This window comes from Frankia gtarii (assembly GCF_025403375.1).
Lineage (GTDB): Bacteria > Actinomycetota > Actinomycetes > Frankiales > Frankiaceae > Frankia > Frankia gtarii.
In genome coordinates this window covers 13,889-31,907 of the sequence record NZ_JAMPTM010000044.1, presented here as the reverse complement: position 1 = coordinate 31,907, position 18,019 = coordinate 13,889, and the positions used below count along the sequence as shown (strand labels likewise).

At 71.8% G+C, this 18,019-nt stretch carries 19 protein-coding genes; 6 read left to right on the top strand and 13 right to left on the bottom strand.

The features are described from left to right. The 3 genes from NBZ83_RS09585 to NBZ83_RS09575 all read left to right on the top strand — a co-directional run. On the top strand, positions 1–849 hold an 849-nt coding region (locus NBZ83_RS09585), incomplete at its 5' end, for an SDR family NAD(P)-dependent oxidoreductase (protein WP_261574781.1). 66 nt (positions 850–915) lie between these two features. Beyond that, positions 916–1,983: an aspartate-semialdehyde dehydrogenase gene (locus NBZ83_RS09580; RefSeq protein WP_261567026.1), complete on the top strand. Its 1,068-nt coding sequence runs from the start codon at positions 916–918 to the stop codon at positions 1,981–1,983. 49 nt (positions 1,984–2,032) lie between these two features. Then, positions 2,033–3,214: an amino acid kinase family protein gene (locus NBZ83_RS09575; RefSeq protein ID WP_261567025.1), complete on the top strand. Its 1,182-nt coding sequence runs from the start codon at positions 2,033–2,035 to the stop codon at positions 3,212–3,214. Between the two features lie 156 nt (positions 3,215–3,370). Here NBZ83_RS09575 and NBZ83_RS09570 read toward each other — a convergent pair whose 3' ends face one another. Further along, positions 3,371–3,697, bottom strand: a complete 327-nt coding sequence (locus tag NBZ83_RS09570) for a class I SAM-dependent methyltransferase (RefSeq protein ID WP_261567024.1) — start codon at positions 3,695–3,697, stop codon at positions 3,371–3,373. Positions 3,698–3,768: 71 nt separating this feature from the next. On the opposite strand from NBZ83_RS09570, the gene NBZ83_RS09565 reads away from it, so the two are divergent. After that, the gene (locus NBZ83_RS09565; RefSeq protein ID WP_261567043.1) at positions 3,769–4,200 is read left to right on the top strand and encodes an ABC transporter ATP-binding protein; all 432 of its coding nucleotides are present in this window, start codon (positions 3,769–3,771) and stop codon (positions 4,198–4,200) included. Between the two features lie 106 nt (positions 4,201–4,306). Here the strand turns inward: NBZ83_RS09565 and NBZ83_RS09560 are convergent, their stop codons facing one another. Beyond that, positions 4,307–5,374, bottom strand: a complete 1,068-nt coding sequence (locus NBZ83_RS09560; protein WP_261567023.1) for a M14 family metallopeptidase — start codon at positions 5,372–5,374, stop codon at positions 4,307–4,309. Between the two features lie 24 nt (positions 5,375–5,398). Further along, positions 5,399–6,685, bottom strand: a complete 1,287-nt coding sequence (locus NBZ83_RS09555; RefSeq protein WP_261567022.1) for an MFS transporter — start codon at positions 6,683–6,685, stop codon at positions 5,399–5,401. A 364-nt stretch (positions 6,686–7,049) separates the two neighbouring features. Here NBZ83_RS09555 and NBZ83_RS09550 point away from each other — a divergent pair, with 364 nt between their 5' ends. Beyond that, a complete protein-coding gene (locus tag NBZ83_RS09550) occupies positions 7,050–7,847 on the top strand; it encodes a DUF1707 SHOCT-like domain-containing protein (RefSeq protein ID WP_261567021.1) in 798 nt (265 codons plus the stop codon). Continuing rightward, positions 7,844–8,674, top strand: a complete 831-nt coding sequence (locus NBZ83_RS09545; protein WP_261567020.1) for a PhzF family phenazine biosynthesis protein — start codon at positions 7,844–7,846, stop codon at positions 8,672–8,674. Before NBZ83_RS09550 ends, NBZ83_RS09545 begins: the two co-directional genes overlap by 4 nt. 77 nt (positions 8,675–8,751) lie before the next feature. On the opposite strand, the gene NBZ83_RS09540 is transcribed toward NBZ83_RS09545, so the two are convergent. The 10 genes from NBZ83_RS09540 to NBZ83_RS09500 all read right to left on the bottom strand — a co-directional run bounded on the left by NBZ83_RS09540 (position 8,752) and on the right by NBZ83_RS09500 (position 18,002). Further along, on the bottom strand, positions 8,752–9,165 hold the full coding sequence (locus NBZ83_RS09540) for a cold-shock protein (protein WP_261567019.1): 414 nt from the start codon (positions 9,163–9,165) through the stop codon (positions 8,752–8,754). Between the two features lie 448 nt (positions 9,166–9,613). Continuing rightward, entirely contained in the window at positions 9,614–10,606 is a 993-nt protein-coding gene (hypE, locus tag NBZ83_RS09535; RefSeq protein ID WP_261567042.1) for a hydrogenase expression/formation protein HypE, read from the bottom strand. Between the two features lie 52 nt (positions 10,607–10,658). Beyond that, entirely contained in the window at positions 10,659–11,804 is a 1,146-nt protein-coding gene (gene hypD, locus NBZ83_RS09530) for a hydrogenase formation protein HypD (RefSeq protein ID WP_261567018.1), read from the bottom strand. Further along, complete coding sequence (locus NBZ83_RS09525) at positions 11,801–12,094, bottom strand: HypC/HybG/HupF family hydrogenase formation chaperone (protein ID WP_261567017.1); 294 nt, start codon at positions 12,092–12,094, stop codon at positions 11,801–11,803. The genes hypD and NBZ83_RS09525 overlap by 4 nt, the downstream gene beginning before the upstream one ends. Before the next feature lie 64 nt (positions 12,095–12,158). Then, positions 12,159–14,567 carry a carbamoyltransferase HypF gene (gene hypF, locus NBZ83_RS09520; RefSeq protein ID WP_261567016.1) on the bottom strand — a complete coding sequence of 803 codons (2,409 nt, stop codon included), beginning with the start codon at positions 14,565–14,567 and terminating at the stop codon, positions 12,159–12,161. Continuing rightward, positions 14,567–14,674: a DUF6893 family small protein gene (locus NBZ83_RS34280; RefSeq protein ID WP_438803171.1), complete on the bottom strand. Its 108-nt coding sequence runs from the start codon at positions 14,672–14,674 to the stop codon at positions 14,567–14,569. Before NBZ83_RS34280 ends, hypF begins: the two co-directional genes overlap by 1 nt. 55 nt (positions 14,675–14,729) lie before the next feature. Continuing rightward, a complete protein-coding gene (locus tag NBZ83_RS09515) occupies positions 14,730–14,939 on the bottom strand; it encodes a hypothetical protein (RefSeq protein ID WP_261567015.1) in 210 nt (69 codons plus the stop codon). An 18-nt stretch (positions 14,940–14,957) separates the two neighbouring features. Then, positions 14,958–15,644, bottom strand: a complete 687-nt coding sequence (locus NBZ83_RS09510; protein ID WP_261567014.1) for a DUF5947 family protein — start codon at positions 15,642–15,644, stop codon at positions 14,958–14,960. Further along, a complete protein-coding gene (locus NBZ83_RS09505; RefSeq protein WP_261567013.1) occupies positions 15,641–16,216 on the bottom strand; it encodes a NifU family protein in 576 nt (191 codons plus the stop codon). The genes NBZ83_RS09510 and NBZ83_RS09505 overlap by 4 nt, the downstream gene beginning before the upstream one ends. Next, the gene (locus NBZ83_RS09500) at positions 16,209–18,002 is read right to left on the bottom strand and encodes a nickel-dependent hydrogenase large subunit (RefSeq protein WP_261567012.1); all 1,794 of its coding nucleotides are present in this window, start codon (positions 18,000–18,002) and stop codon (positions 16,209–16,211) included. The genes NBZ83_RS09505 and NBZ83_RS09500 overlap by 8 nt, the downstream gene beginning before the upstream one ends. Between the last annotated feature and the right edge of the window lie 17 nt (positions 18,003–18,019).

The window sequence follows — 18,019 nt, the reverse complement described above, 5'->3', positions numbered from 1 at the left end:
CCCCACCCGCCGATCATGGCGGACCCACCACGTAGATCGAGGCTTCGGGAGCTGCAGATGCTGGAACTGACAGACAGGGTCGCGGCGGTCGTCGGCGCGGCGTCGGGCATCGGCCAGGCCATCGCGATCGCCCTGGCCGAACAGGGCGCCGTCGTCGAATGTGCTGACGTCGACACCACCGGCGTCGAGGAGACGGTGGCGACCATCGTCGCCGCCGGCGGCACCGCGAAGGCGTCCACCGTCGACGTGCGCGTCTCCGCCGAGGTGGACGACCTGTTCGCCCGCGTGGTCGCGGACCGGGGCCGCCTCGACATCGCCGTCGGCACCCCCGGCATCAACATCCGCAAGCCCCTGGTCGACTACACCGACGACGACTACACCGCGGTCACCGACGTCAACCTGCGGGGCAGCTTCCACGTCCTGCGCGGCGCCGGCCGGATCATGGTGAAGCAGGGCGGCGGCAGCATCATCGTCATCTCGTCGATCAGCAGCCGGGCCGTCGAACCCGGCCAGGTCATCTACGCGGGCACGAAGGCGGCCCTGGCGCAGATGGTCCGCGTGCTCGCCGCCGAGCTCGGGCCGTCCGGCGTGCGGGTCAACGCGATCGCCCCGGGCCCGGTCGAGACCGCGCTGACAGTGCCGATCCGCGCCAGCGCCGCCTGGGCCGGCGCCTACGCCGACAAGGTCGCCCTCGGCCGCTGGGCCCGACCCGCCGAAATCGCCGGCCCCGCGGTCTTCCTCGCCTCCGACGCCGCCACCTACGTCAACGGCGAGGTCCTGTTCGTCGACGGCGGCTGGGTGGACCTCGACGCGCAGTTCGCGGACGAGAACGCCGTCGGCTCCAGCTGACCCCACGACGACAGCAGGTCGGCGAAACAGCAGGTCGGCGAAACAGCAGGTCGGCGGACCGGGAACATGGCGGAAGGGACAAGCGCAGTGGACATCGCCGTCATCGGCGCGACCGGGGTCGTCGGTCGGGAATGCCTGGCCCTGCTCGAGGCGGGACTGCTGCCCGACGTGGGCCGGGTGGTTCCCGTCGCGTCGGGCGGCTCGGCGGGTCGCGATCTCGGTGCCGAGCTGGGACTGGCACTGAAGGTCGAGCCGGTCGTCGCGCTGGCGGACTTCGATCCCGCGGGGGTGGACGTCGCGGTGTTCAGCGCGGGCGCCCCGATCAGTACGCAGTGGGCGCCGGTGGTCGCCGCCGCGGGCGCGCTCGTCGTCGACAACAGCTCCGCGTTCCGGATGGACGACGACGTCCCGCTCGTCGTCCCCCAGGTCAACCCGCAGACGCTGCGCTCGCGCCCGGCCCGCGGCATCGTGGCCAACCCGAACTGCTCGACGATCCAGCTCGTGCGGGCCCTGCATCCCCTGCGCGCCCTCGGCGAGCTCGACCGGGTGATCGTGTCCAGCTACCAGTCGGCCTCCGGCGGCGGCCTGCGGGGACTCTCCGAGCTCGCCGACACCACCCGGGCGCTGCTCGACGGCGCCGACCCCGCCGACGCCCGGCCCGGGAAGTTCGGCCAGCCGCTGGCATTCAACCTGATCCCCGAGATCGGCCTGCGCGACGCCGACGGGCACTCCCACGAGGAACGCAAGCTACGTCGCGAACCCCGCAAGATCATGGACATGCCGGGGCTGCGGGTCGCGGCGACCGCGGTGCGGGTACCCGTGGTCAACGGCCACTCGGAGGCGGTGCACGTCAGCTTCACCGCCCCCGTCACCCCCGACGACGCTCTCGACGCGCTGCGAGCCGCCCCGGACCTGCGGGTCTATGGCAACGACCCGGCGGACGGCTACCCGATGCCGCAGCCGGTCTGCTCGTCGCCCACCGAACGCCGACTTGTCCACGTCGGGCGGGTACGGGCCGACGTGGACGACCCGTGCGCGCTGTGGCTGTGGGTCGTCGCCGACAACCTCACCGTCGGCGCGGCCCTCAACGCCCTGCAGATCGTGAGCCTGGCCGCCGAGATGTCGTGGCTGTGACGCCCTCGACGCCCTCGACGCCCTCGACGCCCTCGACGCCGAGATCATGGTGACCGGCCCGGGGGACGTCGTCGTCCTGAAGTTCGGCGGGGCGGCGTTCGCCGCGCCGGACGCCCATCACCTCATCGCCCGCCACGTCGCCGCCCGACTGCACGCCGACGGCTCCGGACCCTCGGCCGGTGCAGCGGACACCCCGAGCCGGGCCGTCGTCGTGGTCAGCGCGGTGGCCGGCGAGACCGACCGGCTCGGCAGGGCGCTGCGCGCGGTCAGCCCCAAGCCCGACCGGGACCTGCTCGCCGCCGCGCTCATGACCGGCGAGACCGTCAACGTGGCGCTGATGACCTCCGCCCTGCGCGACGCCGGGCTCGCCGCGGTCCCGTTGACCGCGGCCGACACCGGCTTCGTCGGCGGCGGCGATCCCCACCACGCCGAGCTGCGTTCGCTCGACCCCACCGCGCTCGCCAGCCGCATCGACCCCGCCGGGACGGTGCTCGTCGTCCCCGGCGGACAGGCCGTCGGCGACGACGGGCGGCCGGTCATGATGGGCCGCAACAGCTCGGACCTGTCCGCGATCGCGGCCGCGATCGCCGTCGGCGCCCCGGCCTGCGAGATCTTCTCCGACTCGCCGGGGATCTGCACCGCCGATCCGCGCCTCGTGCCCCGCGCGCGCACGCTGGCCACCGTCGACTACGACACGATGATGACCATGTCGCGGCACGGCGCGAAGGTGCTGCACCACTCGGCCGTCGCCTGGGCCCGCCAGCACGGCGTGGAGATCCATTGCCGCTCCCTGTTGCCCGACGCCACGGTCTACTCGATCGTCCGCGCCGGCCGGACAAGCGCCGCCGCGGTCCTGGTACACGGCACCGGCACGGTCTGGGCGGGCGAGCCGGACCTGGTGCACGCCGTGCAGGCCGTGCTGGCCGAGCTCGGCTCGGACGCCGTCGGCGTCCCCGAGGCCGTCCCCGTCCCCGAGGCCGTCGCCGTCCCCGAGGCCGTCGCCGCGGCACAGACCGTCACCGCGGTCGGCGCGTCGGCCGGCGGCGGCGTCGCCCATCTGGTGCTCGCCGACGCGGCGCAGGATCTGCGGCCCCGGGGACTGCGCCACCGGGCGGACCTCCGCCTCGTCACCACACTGTTCCCGGATGGGCGGCTCCGCCACCGTCTCGTTTCCGCTGCCGAGGCGTCCGCCATCGCCCGCGCCGAACACGACCTGGTGGTACCCGACTGAACAGGCATGGATCTGGTCTGGGCGCCAGTCAGTCTGTCCCGATGGACTCGTGCAGGGATCGGATCTGGTTGGCGAGCCGCCGGGACAGTTGGCGAATGCAGGTGTCGAAGTTCGGGTCTATCAGTCCGCTGGTATGCGGTGAAGACACTGGCCGCCTCAGGCCGAACGTTCGGTGACGAACATGAACTCACGCCCCGGGCGGTCCGGTGCCTCCCGCACGTTTACCAGGAACCGGTAGGTGTATCGGAAGGAGACGAACGGAAGGCCGACGTCGGTGACCTCCTGGCGTCGTTCCAGCAGGCCGATGTCCGCGACGTCGAGGGTGACCGGATCGACATCCACCGCCCACTCCTGCCAGGCGTGACGTTCGGGGCACCTGGCCTCGAAAACGAGACTGCCGCCTGGGCGAAGGGCGGTGTGGATCCCCTGGAGGGCCCGGCCCCAGTCGTCGGTAAGAAAGACCTGGGCCACGTTCCCGGTCATCGTCTATCGCGTTCGAGAAGGTGACCTTTTCCTATCCGGGCAGCGGCCGGACTGTGCTGTGAGAGCTTGGCCTGGAGTTCCCGGCGGGCACGTCGACCGCGATCGTGGGACTGAACGGGGCGGGCAAGTCCACCCTGGTCAAGCTGCTGTCCGGCCTGTACCAGCCGACCAGCGGACGGATCCTCATCGACGGGCAGGACCTGGCCGGGCTCGATCCCGCCCGCTGGCGCTCCCGCATCGCCGCCCTGTTCCAGGACTTCCACCACATCGAGCTGACCCTCCGCGAGAGCATCGGGCACGGCGGCCTAACCGGCTACGTCGGCCACTCCTACGCCGACGGCACCGAACTATCCGGCGGCCAGTGGCAGACAGTGGGCCTGGCCCGCACCCTGATGCGGCGCCATCCCCGGCTGCTGATCCTCGACGAACTCGCCTCGGCCCTCGACGCCTCCGCCGGGCTCTACGCCGAACTGTGCACCCTCCAGGCCCGCGCCTACCACTAGCCCAATTCCCAGATCTATCTAAATAGATCAGACGAGCATGAGACCCGCTCCCTCAGCCCGCCAGCATCCTGCTGCTGGTCCAGCGCTCGCCATCTATCCCCGATTCCTAGAACTCGGCGAGCACACCAGCCGCAGCCTGGCCGATCACGGCCATCCCCCGGTCGAGAACGTCGGCCCGCCAGCGCCCGTCCGGCGGGTCGAACGCCTCCCGCATGAGCTGCCCGATCCGGGCGACCCGCTCGGCGTCCACCGGCTCACGCTGCTGCCACAACCAGTTGTCCGCCTGCAGCGCGCGCAGCACGGTCAGCCCGTCCTGGGTGCCGAACTCGCAGGTGACTGCCGTGATCTCCGACTCGCCGAGGTCCTGGAGCAGAGCTCGGGCGGAGTTGCCGCCGATCGGCGTCGAGCTCGACGTGCCCTCCTCGGAGTTCGTCAACGCGTCGCCGTACCAGGCTCGGGCCCGTCGCGGCGCGCCCGGGTCCAGACCACCGCGAAAGATCGGCTCGGCGGCGGCCCGCTCGCCGAGCCCTGTATGCAGGTCGACATACGCGACTCGCTCGTATCCCGTCAGGTACTCGCGGATGATCGTGTGCCAGGTCTCATGGGACCAGCTCGGCGCCGAACCGCCGTAGAACAACCCGTCCGGATGGGTGTACTGGCCGGAGGTGACGATCTGCTGCACCTCGCGCACCCCGAGCCGGCCGGCGTGCGCGAGCAGCAGGGCGTCGGCCTCGGCGTGCCCGGGGCCGTCCCAGTCCGTGGGCAGCAACGCGGAGTGCAGCATGCCGTAGCCGCCATCGGGCGGCACCGCGGCATGGTCGACAAAGTTGCGGTTGACGTCGATGTTGTCCTCGTTCACCCGGCGGCGATGGGAGAAGCCGAACGGGTTGAGCGCGTGCACCAGGATGACAGGCAGGCCCGTCCATGCGGCCTCGCGCAAGGCCCGAAGCTGGCAGGCCGACCCGGCGAATCCCTCCGCGCCATGGGTGCCACTGACCAGGACGAGCACGGAGGGCCCGCGGCTCGCACCGATCCGGGCCACGTCCGTGCTCAGCGGCTCACCCCGGGCCCCCCGCAGCTCCCCGAGGGGGAACGACTCGAGGTGCGCGCCACGATCGCGGGCCGCGGCGAGAAAACGCTCCCGCGCCTCACCGTAGTTCGCGGAGAAGTACATCTGTCCCCCTGCACCGTGGTTGGTTCAGTCGTTCGGTGAACCCGCGCCCGAGACCGCGGCCGCCTCGGCACCGTCCGCGCTGGCACCGTCCCCCGCCGGCTGCGCGTCGAGCCGAGGCCGACCGCGAATCTGGCCAAGCGCCATGACGACGCCTGTGATCGCGATGAGCAGCACGAACAGCCCCCGGTAGCCGTCCGCGTGGACGACCGCCCCGGCGACGAGCGGGAAGACGAGGATCGCGACCTCGAACAGCAGGCCCGCCATCGGCAGCATCCGCACGCGTTCCTCGGGGCCGGCGAGGTTCACCGCGCGGGCCTGGAAGGCGGGCAGGCCCAGGCCGTAGGTGCAGCCGAGCAGCAGCGAGGCGAGGCAGTACAGCACCGGACTGGTCCCGACGAACACGAAGGCCACCGCCGCCGCGGTCATCCCCACGGTCGTCACGGCGACCACCCGGTCGGATGCGCTGTCGGGCAGCATCCGGGCAAGACCGAGCCGCACGGCGATGACCGCCACCGTGTAGGTCACGTAGAAGATGTCGAAGTCGAGCTGCCGGCTGTCCGCAAAGGTGGTCTGGAAGCTGTTCATGGTGGTGAACACGCACGCGCTGAGCAGCACCATCGCGAGCGGGACCACGCTGGGCGACCGTAGCGCGCCGCGCCACCCGGTCCCCGCCGCGCGGCCCGGGTGCTCCGGCTCCCGCACGGGCTGGGGCAGGGGCTTGTCGTCGGCGGCGTCGCGCTGTGCACCGGCCGTTGGACCGCCGGGCAGGCGCCGCAGTTCGATGGTGAGCGGGATGACCAGCACGGCCGCGGCGAGCGCGAGTGCCGCCCCGACGGCGAACACCTGCTGGTAGGACATTCCGGCGTCACGCAGGGCATTGCCGAGGACGGGACCAATTCCGAACCCGGCCTGGATGGTCCCGGTCGCGTAGCCGATGAGCGTGGCCCGATTTCGGTCCGTGGCGAGCTCGGAGGCGATCATCGGCGCCGCCGTGTACGTCACCGCCCAGGCCGTGCCCAGCACGATCGCCGCGACCACGAGCACGCCATCACGGGAATGCACCCCGGCCATCAGCGCCGCGGCGCCCGCGTACACCAGGCAGGATCCGGCCAGCAGCAGGTGCGGAGGCACTGCGCGCGGAAACCGCAGCAGCAGCGCAAGCGCGGCGGCGGTCGGCACCGCCGCCGCGGCGGACAACGCGCCGTAGGTCGCCTCACTGCCGCCGACCGTCTTCACGAACGGTCCGAGCAGCAGCAGCACCCCGTATGCCGATGACGCCAGCAGAACACAGGTCAGCAGCAGCCAGAGCACCGCCTGCTCGCCGCGGACGGAACGGCGGCGCTGCAGCCGCGGGGCGTTCGCGACGCCGTCGCCATGTTCACCTTCGATGACTCGCCCCGCCCTCCGGCTGCACCGGTAATCAGCATCTGCGGAGACTCAGACGAAAATAATCCGCAGGTGCGGATGAAACTTAGCACGTGGACCGAATGTTCGGATAGGGAAGGCCGCCGCCCGCGACGGTCGACGGTCGACTGCCGCCCGCGTTCGGCGCGCCCGGGATGTAGCGAGCCGCCGACCTGGCATCGGGGCGGGCCATGGCGGCGAGCAAAGGCCACGGTCACCGGGATCGGCCGAGGGCCGCCGGTTCGTCCGACCACTGGTTAGTCTGCTCCGCATGGCCGACATTCCCGATCCCCCGCCGACGCCGGACCTGCGCGTCTCCGACGCGGAGCGGGAGGAGATCGCCCAGCTCCTGCGCCAGGCGCTCGCCGAGGGGCGACTGACCTTCGCGGAGTACGACGAGCGGGTCGGTGCCGCCTACGCCGCCCGGACCCGCGCGGACTTCACCCCCCTGACGATCGATCTGCCGAACCAGCCGAGCCTGTTCGCCGCAGTGGCTGAGCCGGCCGAGCCGGCCCGGCCGACTCAGCCGGCTCGGTCCGCCGATCTGGCCGCTTCCGGCGGCGCCGCGGCCAGCTCGGTCGGACCCGACCGCGCGCTGGACCCGACCCGGCGGGGACCGGCCGAGGTGGACTGGACGGTCGCCGTGATGAGCGGCAACGAGCGCAGCGGGCGGTGGCGCCCGAGCCGGCACACCCGGGCCGTCGCGGTGATGGGCGGCATCGAGCTGGACCTGCGGGAGGTCGCCTTCCCCACGGAGGCACTGATGATCACGGCCGTCGCGGTGATGGGCGGCATCGAGATCATCGTTCCAGAGGGGGTGGAGGTCGAGGTGAGCGGCGTGTCGGTCATGGGCGGCCGCTCCGTCAAGGTGGCCGACACCCCGCACCGATCGGGAGCGCCCGTCGTGCGCATCCGGGCGGTGGCGGTGATGGGCGGCGTGGAGGTTCGCAGCAAGCCAGCGCGGGCGGCCACGGGATCGGCGCACAAGAGCCTCGGCCCGGGTCGAGGCGACGGGCAGCTCGGCCGCGACGGGCAGCTCGGCCGCGACCGACCCGGAACGTCTGGATGAGCCGCCCGTTCCGTCAGGTCGACGTCTTCACCACTACGCCATACCAGGGCAATCCCGTGGCGGTGGTTCTGGACGGAACGGGACTCGACGACGACGCGATGCAGCGGTTCGCCCGCTGGACGAACCTGTCGGAGACCACCTTCGTCCTGCCGCCCACGTCACCGGCGGCCGACTACCGGGTCCGGATCTTCACCCCGTTGACCGAACTGCCGTTCGCCGGGCATCCCACGCTCGGCACCTGCCATGCCTGGCTCGGCGAGCGGCCGGCGTCGGCTCGACCGGCCCGAATCGTCCAGGAGTGCGGGGTGGGACTCGTGCCCCTGCGGCGCACGGCGGACGGTCTCGCCTTCGCGGCCCCGCCGCTGCGACGCTCCGGGCCGGTCGAGGGGACACTCGTCGCGCGGATCAGCACCATGCTCGGCATCGCCGCCGACGACGTCGTCGCGGCGGAATGGGTGGACAACGGCCCTGGCTGGGTCGCGGTTCTACTTGAGCACGCCGAGTCGGTCCTGGCGCTGCGACCGCGCGGCGTCGATCTGCCGCTCGGTGTCGTCGGGCCGTGGCCGCCCGGCTCGGCGACGGCGTTCGAGGTGCGGGCATTCGTGCCGGTGGGCGACGCCACGGTGGAGGATCCGGTGACGGGCAGCCTGAACGCATCGCTCGCGCAGTGGCTGCTGCGTACCGGCCGCGCGAGCGCGCCCTACACGGCCAGCCAGGGCTCGGTGCTGCACCGGGCCGGCCGGGTCCACATCTCGACGGACGCCGACGGCACAGTCTGGGTCGCCGGCGCAACGGTCACCTGCCTGTCAGGCACCGCCGAGCTGTAACCACCGAGCGTGACCACCGAGGGGTGATCGCCGGCCCCGCGCGCCGCGGCTCGCCCGCCGCCGCACGCGCGCGCCGGTCAGTTCTCGACCCAGCCGTACTTCTCGGCGATCCGGATCAGCTCGCTCCTGATCCTGATGATCTGCGCCCCGGTGAGGGTGGGCTCGACACGCAGCAGCGTTTCGGTCACCTCCTGCGTGAGTTCACCGACCGGGAGGACGTCACAAAGACCGTCGGAATCGTCGGCATGCGCAGCTACCCGCGGCACGGCGGGAGGGGCCGAAGGACCGGAGCTGACGATACGCGCCGCGCTGGCCTTTAGGCCACGCTCGCCCTCCTCAACGTCGAACTCCATGAAGGTTCCGGGAACGATAAGATTCTTCTCCACCAGAAGATCGTTTGCGTGCAGAAAAATATCGTCGCCACCGTCACTGGGGGCAATGAAGCCGTAACCCCGAACGTGATCGAACCGAAGGACCTTACCTGTACTCACGACTCACCTCAACAGCACCAGAAAGACCATCATCTCGACCATGACGCCCCCGTCCGCCCAACCGCCACGCGGCGGACCTGGGTACCAGGCCGCCAATCATACCCGCTTCGACACCATGGGGACCCCGACCCACCGAGTCCATCCCGCCAGCCTGCGCATAGCGGCCGCCGGCACGAGTGGCGCGACACGAGGGTCCTCGCCGATCCGGCGGCATATTCTTCGCCGCCACGACCGCTCCCTCAAGAAACAACCACAGAGCCAAGAATGATGCGAACAAATGTTCGACGAGGCCGGCCGGTCCGGTTATGCTTGTCACTGTCGCCGCGCCGCCGGCACGCCAGATCCGTTATCGGGAGGTGGTCAGTGCATGCGTTTCCCCATCTCGTCCCTCCGGGCCATTTCTGGGTTGGCGTGCCTCGCGGTGTGGAACCGGAACGGCGGTGTCGCCTCAGCAGATACGCGGGAGCTCCGAACCGATCGGCAGGTCGATCACGCGGGTTCCACCGAGCCCGGTCCTGGCGACGACCATTCCCGCGTTGTCCTCGGTGACGGTGCCAATCGCGGTGGCGTCCCGCCCGTCCGGATGCGCCCGCATCACCGTCAGCACCTGATCGGCGTCCGCCGCCGGCACCACGGCCACGAGTCTCCCCTCGTTGGCGATGGCGAACGGGTCGAGCCCGAGGATGCTGCAGGCGTCCGCGACCGCGGGCGCCACGGGGACGGCCCGCTCGGTGACGGCGATCCCCACCCGCGCGCCCCGCGCGATCTCGTTGAGGGTCGCGGCCAGGCCGCCGCGGGTGGGGTCGCGCAGCGTGTGGAGGTCCGCGCCGGTGTCGAGCATGGCGGCGACGAGGCCGTTGAGCGGCGCGGTGTCGCTGCGGACCTCCGTCGAGAACTCCAGTCCCTCGCGGCAGCTGAGGACGGCGATCCCATGCGCCCCGATCTCGCCGCTCACGAGGACGACGTCTCCCGGGCGGGCCCGTCCCGGTCTGATGTCAACGCCGTCGGGGACCAGCCCGAGGCCGGTCGTGTTGATGTAGACGCGGTCACCGTGGCCGGCGTCGACGACCTTCGTGTCCCCGGTGACAAGCCGGACCCCGGCCACCCGGGCCGCCGTGCCCAGGGTCTCGGCGACCCTGCCGAGCTCGGCGAGCTCGGTGCCCTCCTCCAGGATGAAGGCGGTCGCCAGGTAGCACGGTGTCGCACCCACCATGGCCAGGTCGTTCACGGTTCCGTTGACCGCGAGGTCACCGATGCAGCCGCCGGGGAAGAACAGGGGGCGCACGACGAAGGAGTCGGTGGTGAAGGCCACCCGCGCGCCGCCGAGCGCGACGACGGCGGCGTCCCCCAGCTCGGTCGCGGCGGCCGGGTCCCGGAATGCCGGCAGGAACAGGTGCTCGACGAGCTCGGCGGACATCGCGCCGCCGCCGCCGTGTCCCATGACGATGGTGGGGGAATCCGCCAGCGGGGCGGGACAGGTCCAGGCGGCGAGGTCAGGCACGGGCCACCTCCCGCGCGGGTCGGGCGCCGGCCTGGGCCGTCGCGTTCGGCTGGTCGAGCCGCCGGTAGAGGTAGTAGGCCGCGCACGCCCCCTCGGCGGACACCATCGTGGCACCGAGCGGCGTCCGTGGCGTGCACCGGTGCCCGAAGGCGGCGCACTCATGCGGCTTGATCAGGCCCTGCAGCACCTCGCCCGAGCGGCACACCGAGGACTCCGCCGTATGGATGTCGTCGACGGCGAAGCGCGTCTCGGCGTCGAACTCCCGGTAGGCCGGCGACAGCCGCCAGCCGCTGTTCGGTATCACCCCGATGCCGCGCCAGGCCCGGTCGGTCACCGTGAAGACGTCCCGCAGCATCGCGATGGCGGCCGGGTTCCCGGCCGCCGGCACGGCCCGTGGGTAGGCGTTGTCCAGCTCGTGGCGGCCCGCCTCCAGTTGGATCACGGTCCGCCGGATGCCCTCGAGGAGGTCGAGTGGCTCGAATCCGGTGACGACGATCGGCACCCGGTACCGGCGGGCGAGGTCCGGGTACTGCCCGGTGCCCATCACGCTGCACACATGTCCGGCGGCGAGGAACGCCTGGACACGGCAGCTGGGCGATTCCATGATCGCGGCAATCGCCGGCGGGACCAGGACGTGCGAGACGAGCAGCGAGAAGTTGCGCACCCCACACCGCCGCGCCTGGTAGACGGTCATCGCATTGGCCGGCGCCGTGGTCTCGAACCCGATCCCGAAAAACACCACCTGCCGGTCCGGGTTCTGCCGGGCGATCGTCAGAGCGTCCAGCGGCGAGTACACCACCCGCACGTCGGCGCCCGTGCTCTTCACCCGGAACAGGTCCCGGCCGCTGCCGGGAACGCGCAGCATGTCGCCGAACGAGCAGAAGATGACCCCCGGTCGGGAGGCGATCTCAAGAGCACGATCGATGATCTCCAGCGGGGTGACGCAGACGGGGCAGCCGGGGCCGTGGATCATCTCGACGCCCGCGGGCAGCAACTGGTCGATCCCGTGCCGGATCAGCGAATGGGTCTGCCCGCCGCAGACCTCCATGATCGACCATGGCCTGGTCGTCACCGCATGAATCTGTTCCAACAGCCGACCGGCCAGCTCCGGGTCGCTGAACTCCTCGAGGTACTTCACCGGTTCACCCCCTCCGTCTGGGCGTCACGGGCCGACGGGCCCGGCCCACCGCCGAATTCCTCGGCGAGCAGCCCCATCCGGGCGATGGTGGCCAGCGTCTCCAGTGCGGACTGCTCGTCGAGCCGCTGGAGCGCGAACCCGACGTGGACGATCACGTATTCGCCGACCCTGGTGTCCGGCAGGTACTGCAGGCAGACGTCCTTGCGCACCCCCCCGAAATCCACCTCGGCCATCGGGACGCCGTCCCGCTCCGCAATGGCGACGACCCGTCCCGGAACCGCGAGACACACCGCTGCTCACCCCCTCGCTCGCCGGCACTGCGGGCAGCCCCGCCGCCGGATCGGATTCGACATATCAGCCACTTCCCTGCACCCGCGCCTCGGCCGCAGCGGCCGCGAGCTGGCCCAGCGCGATGCCGCCGTCGTTCGGCGGCACCCGCCGGTGCCGCAGCACCGTGAAGCCGTCGGCGCGCAGCGCCCCCGCGGCCGCCGTCGCGAGCAGCACGTTCTGGAACACCCCTCCGGTCAGCGCCATGACATCGAGTCCCCGGTCGGACCGGGCTCGCCGGGCCAGGTCGACGACCAGGGCCACCACTGCGCCGTGCAGGCCGGCGCTCATCGCCTCGACGGCGAGCCCACGCCGGATGTCGCGCACGAGCCCGTGGATGACGGGCGCCGCATCGGCGATCAGCGGACCACCCGGCACCGGTCGGCCGACCGCGAAGGCGTACCGGTTGCGCCAGGCGTGAAGGGCGTCCGGGTCACGGCGGGCGCGGGCCTCCAGCTCGATCGCCGCCTGGGCCTCGAAGTCGGCGCGGTGGCGGACCCCGAGCAGGGAGCTCACCGCATCGAACAGCCGTCCCATGCTGGCGGTGGGCACGCAGGCCAGCCCGGTGGCGAGCTGATGGGCCAGGACGCGCCGCTCCGCCGGGGGGCAGGCCGCCACGGGAGGCAGGTCCCCGTCCCAGCCGACGCCGGCGGCCCACAGGTGCGCGAGTGCCATTCGGTACGGGCGGCGCACGGCCGCGTCCCCGCCGGGGAGCGGCACGTAGGCGAGGTGGGCGAAACGCTCGAAGCCGCGATAGTCGGCGATCAACGCCTCGCCGCCCCACACCGCCCCGTCGGTGCCGTAACCCGTGCCGTCGAAGGCGAATCCCACGACGGGACGCTCCCCGGCCAGACCGTGCTCCGCCATCACCGCTGCCACGTGCGCGTGGTGATGCTGCACCGTGCGCACGGGTCGCCCGGCCGCGTGCCGCCGAGCCCACTGCCGGGATCGGTAACCCGGGTGCGCGTCGGCGACGAACGTGGCGGGGCGGATGCCCGTGAGCCGTTCAAGATGATGTTCGGCGGCGGTGAAGGTCCGCAGCGTGTCGGCGTCGTCCATGTCCCCGATGTGACCGCTGAGCCAGGCGGAGCGATCGGCGCCCAGCGCGCAGGTGTTCTTCAGGTCGGCGCCCACCGCCAGGGTCGGCGTCACGGCGAACGGCAGCGGCACCGGCAGGGGGGCGAATCCCCGGGAGCGGCGGACCGGCAGCACGTCACCGTCGACGACCCGGACGACCGAATCGTCGCAGGGCACGTGGATCGGTCGGTCATGACGCAGCCAGCCGTCGGCGAGAGGTTCGAGCCGGCGGCGGGCGTCGGCGTCGTCGGCGGCGATGGGTTCGCCGCCGAGGTTGCCCGAGGTCATCACCAGCGGCCCCGGCGATCCACCGGCCGCTGCCACCGCGGCGAGCAGCAGGTGGTGCACCGGGGTGTAGGGCAGGAACAGGCCGAGGTCGGGGCTGTTCGGCGCGACCTCGGCCGCCAACGCGGGTCGGCCGTCGTCCCACCGGTCGACCAGAACGATCGGACGGGCGGGCCCGGCCAACAACATCGCCTCCCGCGGGCCGAGATGGGCGAGGCGCCGAGCGGCGGTGAGGTCGGCGACCATGACGGCGAACGGTTTGTCCCCGCGCCGCTTGCGCCGCCGCAACGTCGTCACGGCCGCCTGGTCCGTGGCGAGGCAGGCCAGGTGGTAGCCGCCGATGCCCTTCACCGCGAGGACATCCCCGCAGGTCAGCAGCCGGGCCGCCGCAGCCAGGGCGTCGTCGCCGGGAACCGCCGGTCCCGTCGCCGGGATGAACTCCAGGCGGGGCCCGCAGTCCGGGCAGGCGATCGGCTGCGCGTGAAAACGGCGGTCCCGCGGGTCGCGGTACTCCCGCTCGCACGCGGCGCACATGGGGAACCCGGCCATCGTCGTGGCCGGCCGGTCATACGGCAGCCCGGTGATGATCGTGAATCGCGGTCCACAGTTGGTGCAGGTGATGAACGGATGGCGGTAGCGGCGGTCGGCCGGGTCGGCGAGTTCACGCAGGCAGTCCGGGCAGGTCGCGACGTCCGGGGACACCATCGTGCGCGGGGTGTTCCCCGCGCGGGAGCGGGCGATCGTGAACACCGAATCGCCGCGGGGCGCCAGGTCCGTCGCCGTGACCTGCTCGATCACGGCCAGCGGCGGGGCGTCAGCGGTCAGCCGCCGGCCGAACTCCTCCACCGCGCCGGGGGCGCCCTCGACCTCCACGATCACGCCGTCGCTGTCGTTGCAGACCCAGCCGGCGAGGGCCAGGTCGATCGCGGCCGCGTGGACAAAGGGGCGGAAGCCGACACCCTGGACAAGGCCGCGGACGGTGATGCGGCATCGCCGCCGGCCGCCGGGCTGCCCGGGGCTGCGCCCGACGGGCCTGGCCGGCGCGGGTGCGGACCGGTTGGGGCCGGCCACCATCACATCCGCTTGATGCGCAGGTACCGGACCATGGACGGGTACTCCCGCCACATCATGGCGGCCAGGCCGGTGCCGGCGGCGACCAGGAGCTTCTTGCGGCTGCTCATCGATTCCCTCCTCGGGACGACCCTCTGGTGCGCGCAGCGGTGCGCCGCGCGCCGGCTAGCCCGGTGGCAGGTTGGGCATACTCGGCGAGATCGGATTGCGCTCGCCCGGCCGGATGCCCGTCGAGCGGCGGGCATCGGCGGTGCCGTCGAGGTGGTGGCCCGGCTCCATCTCGTAGGAGCCGAGGGCGTTGCCCTCCCGGACCCCCCTGACGTGCGCGGTCGCATCTGGACGGACGTCGGGCTCGCCGACTCGGATCGGTGCCATGGTGTCTTCCCTCCCTGGTCAGCCGCCTGCGCCACCGGGCGTCGTGGTGCCGCGGCCCAGCGGGGAGCCGCGGCGGGAACGGGCGGGCAGCGCGGCGAAGAAGTCGTCGACAGCGGGCCAGACGCGGCTGCCCCCCGACAACCCCGTCCACTCCCGTCGGACGATCGCGACAAGTCGGTAACAGTCATCGATCGGGACGATCCAGAACTCCCGGCGGTTGCGTGCGGTGTTCGCCAACAGCGCCTCGACCCGGGGGGCCAGGCCGGCCAGCACCGGAGCTCTGGCGACGAGCCGCCGCCAGGCGGCGGGTTCCAGGTCCCAGTGGGTCGCGCCCATCGGGCTCGGGTAGCGGGCGCGTACCTCGCCGTCGTCGCCGGGGACGACGAACGCCAACCCGACGGGGATACCCAGCGCTCGGGGATCGGACCCGTCCCGGTCCAGGTCGGCCACGCGCAGTCGCCGCTGCGGGATGAGCCGGTAATGGCCGCGCGCGGCGGCGTCCCGGTCGAACAGCAGCGCGCAGGCTCGGCACAGGCACAGCACCGAGTCGTGCGACTCGTCGAGCAGATGCCGGTGATCGTTCGGCACGGGGGCGGCGCACAGATCGCACCGCTCACCGTCCTGCCCGGCCCGGGTGACACCGGCCCGCACCACCCGGTCCAAGGCGCCGCCGGGTCCGGCCGCGGGACGCAGTTCGGTCGTCATGGCCGCACGCTCCCGGCGAGTGGCGGGGTGAGCACCGCGTCGAGGGGGACGAAGGCGGTCCGGTGGGCGCCGCCCGAGACGGTCTGGCGCCGGACGTCCGACAGCTCGGGCGCGACCGCCAGCACGGCCTCGCGCACCGCGTCCAGAACCTCCCCCGCCGCCGAGCCGCACCCCCCCAGGGTCAGGCTGACCTCCGCCACGCCCCGCTCGATGCCGACCAGCTCGAGCTCGCCGCCCCGGTCACGGACCGCCGGTCGCAGCCGCTCGATCGCCCGGGTCACCCGCTGGCCCACCGGCTCGGGGTGCGCGTCGTGCAGGACGAGCAGGTGTCCGATCAGCTCGTCGGCGGTCAGCGCGGCGGTTATGTCGGCGGCGCCGGCGGCGTATCCGGCCACCCGCGCGAGTGCCTCGCCGTACACCGACGCGAGCGTGGCCACCGCGTCCAGAGCCAGTTCGCCGCTCGGCCCCGGGATTCGCTCCACCTGGGCAAGCGCCTCGTCGAGGTGGGTCAGCCGTTCCCGCACCGCCCGGTCGTCGAGGCGATGTCCGCCCTCGACGACCGGATCAGCCATGACTCGCCCCGAACATCGGCGAGTGCACGGTGCGCAGCGTGCGGCCCCCGCCCAGGTACATGTGGACCCCGCAGGGCAGGCAGGGATCGAAGCTGCGCACCGCGCGCATCACGTCGACGCCCTTGAACGACTCCGGGCCGTTCTCCTCGAAGATCGGCATGTTCTGGACCGCGTCCTCGTAGGGGCCCGGCGTGCCGAACGAGTCCCGTGGGCTGCCGTTCCACGGCGTCGGCGGGTACGGATGGTAGTTGGCGATCTTCCCGTCCCGCACGACCATGTGATGGGACAGGACCCCGCGCACCGCCTCGTGGAAGCCGCAGCCGATCGTCTCGTCCGGCACCTCGAAGTCGGTGAAGGTCCGGGTGTCGCCGGAGCGCACCCGCGTCATCGCCCGCTCCAGGAAGTGCAGTGCCATTCCCGCGGCGTAGGCGACGAAGTACACCCGGGCCCGGTCCCGTTCGATCGCGTTCGACCAGGCGGGCGGGGACCATTTCAGGTCCATGGCGGGCAGGGTGCGGCTGCGGGGCAGCGAGATCTTCACCGCGCCGTCGCGCGCGGTGACGTACGGCGTGTCGACCAGGCCCGCGAGTGCCGTGACGTAGAGGCGGGCGAACGGGCCGCCGCCGGTGTCGAGCGCCAGATGCTCACCGCTGCCCTCGTCGAACCAGCGCGGGCTCATCACCCAGCTGTACTTCTCGCCGAAGTCCCGCTTCTGCGGCTCCGGGAAGGTCGTCTGGTTCCACGGGTGACGCATGTCGACGGGGTTACCCAGCGGATCCCGCTCGACGAACGGCTCCTCGTTGACCCAGTCCTTGTAGAAGGAGCTGCCGAGCAGGATGCGGATACCCAGATTTATCTTCACGAGGTCGGTGGTGAGCAGTTTTCCGTCGACGACGATGCCGGGAGTCACGAACATCGCGCGCCCCCAGTCCGTCATGTGCTCGTACCGGTAGTCGACCACGCTCGGATCCTGGAAGGCCCCCCAGCAACCCAGCAGAACGCGCCGGCGGCCGACCTCCTCGTATCCCGGCAGCGCGTCGTACCAGAAGTCGAACAGGTCGTCGTTCAGCGCCACGGCCTTCTTGACGAAGTCGAGGATCTCCATCAGCCGGGTGAGGTAGTCGGTGAAGACGGACGGTTCGGGCATCGTGCCGACCCCGCCCGGATACAGCGTCGAGGGATGGACGTGCCTGCCCTCCATCAGACAGAACATTTCCCGGGTGATGCGGCTGACCCGCAGCGCCTCGTTGTACACCTGGCCCTCGAACGGGTTGAGCGCCCGCATGATGTCGGCGATCGTGCGCAGGCCGTGCACCCCGGCGCGCGGCGACGCGGTCGCCTCGGCCCGCGCCAGCACGCCGGGGTTGGTCGCCTTGACCATCGCCTCGCAGAAGTCCACGAACACCAGGTTGTCCTGGAAGATCGTGTGGTCGAACAGGTACTCGGCGGCCTCACCCAGATTGATGATCCACTCCGCCATCGGCGGGTTGGCGATCCCATACGCCATGTTCTGGGCGTAGACCGAGCAGGTGGTGTGGTTGTCACCGCAGATGCCGCAGATCCGGCTGGTGATGAAGCCGGCGTCCCTCGGATCCTTTCCCTTCATGAAAACCGAATACCCACGGAACAGCGAGGAGGTGCTGTGGCATTCGGTTACCCGCCGGTTGGCGAAATCGATTTTCGTGTAGATCCCGAGGTTACCGATGATGCGCGTGATGGGATCCCACGCCATCTCGACGATCTGGCCGGGCTTCTCCGCGGCCCTCATCTGCTCGGTGGCCGTCATCGCACACGTCCCTTCAG

Coding starts and splice junctions, on each gene's coding strand:
- NBZ83_RS09580 (WP_261567026.1), top strand. CDS start 916: ATGGCGGAAGGGACAAGCGCAGTGGACATCGCCGTCATCGGCGCGACC.
- NBZ83_RS09570 (WP_261567024.1), bottom strand. CDS start 3,697: ATGACCGGGAACGTGGCCCAGGTCTTTCTTACCGACGACTGGGGCCGG.
- NBZ83_RS09560 (WP_261567023.1), bottom strand. CDS start 5,374: ATGTACTTCTCCGCGAACTACGGTGAGGCGCGGGAGCGTTTTCTCGCC.
- NBZ83_RS09550 (WP_261567021.1), top strand. CDS start 7,050: ATGGCCGACATTCCCGATCCCCCGCCGACGCCGGACCTGCGCGTCTCC.
- NBZ83_RS09545 (WP_261567020.1), top strand. CDS start 7,844: ATGAGCCGCCCGTTCCGTCAGGTCGACGTCTTCACCACTACGCCATAC.
- hypE (WP_261567042.1), bottom strand. CDS start 10,606: ATGGGACACGGCGGCGGCGGCGCGATGTCCGCCGAGCTCGTCGAGCAC.
- hypF (WP_261567016.1), bottom strand. CDS start 14,567: ATGGTGGCCGGCCCCAACCGGTCCGCACCCGCGCCGGCCAGGCCCGTC.
- NBZ83_RS34280 (WP_438803171.1), bottom strand. CDS start 14,674: ATGAGCAGCCGCAAGAAGCTCCTGGTCGCCGCCGGCACCGGCCTGGCC.
- NBZ83_RS09515 (WP_261567015.1), bottom strand. CDS start 14,939: ATGGCACCGATCCGAGTCGGCGAGCCCGACGTCCGTCCAGATGCGACC.
- NBZ83_RS09510 (WP_261567014.1), bottom strand. CDS start 15,644: ATGACGACCGAACTGCGTCCCGCGGCCGGACCCGGCGGCGCCTTGGAC.
- NBZ83_RS09505 (WP_261567013.1), bottom strand. CDS start 16,216: ATGGCTGATCCGGTCGTCGAGGGCGGACATCGCCTCGACGACCGGGCG.
- NBZ83_RS09500 (WP_261567012.1), bottom strand. CDS start 18,002: ATGACGGCCACCGAGCAGATGAGGGCCGCGGAGAAGCCCGGCCAGATC.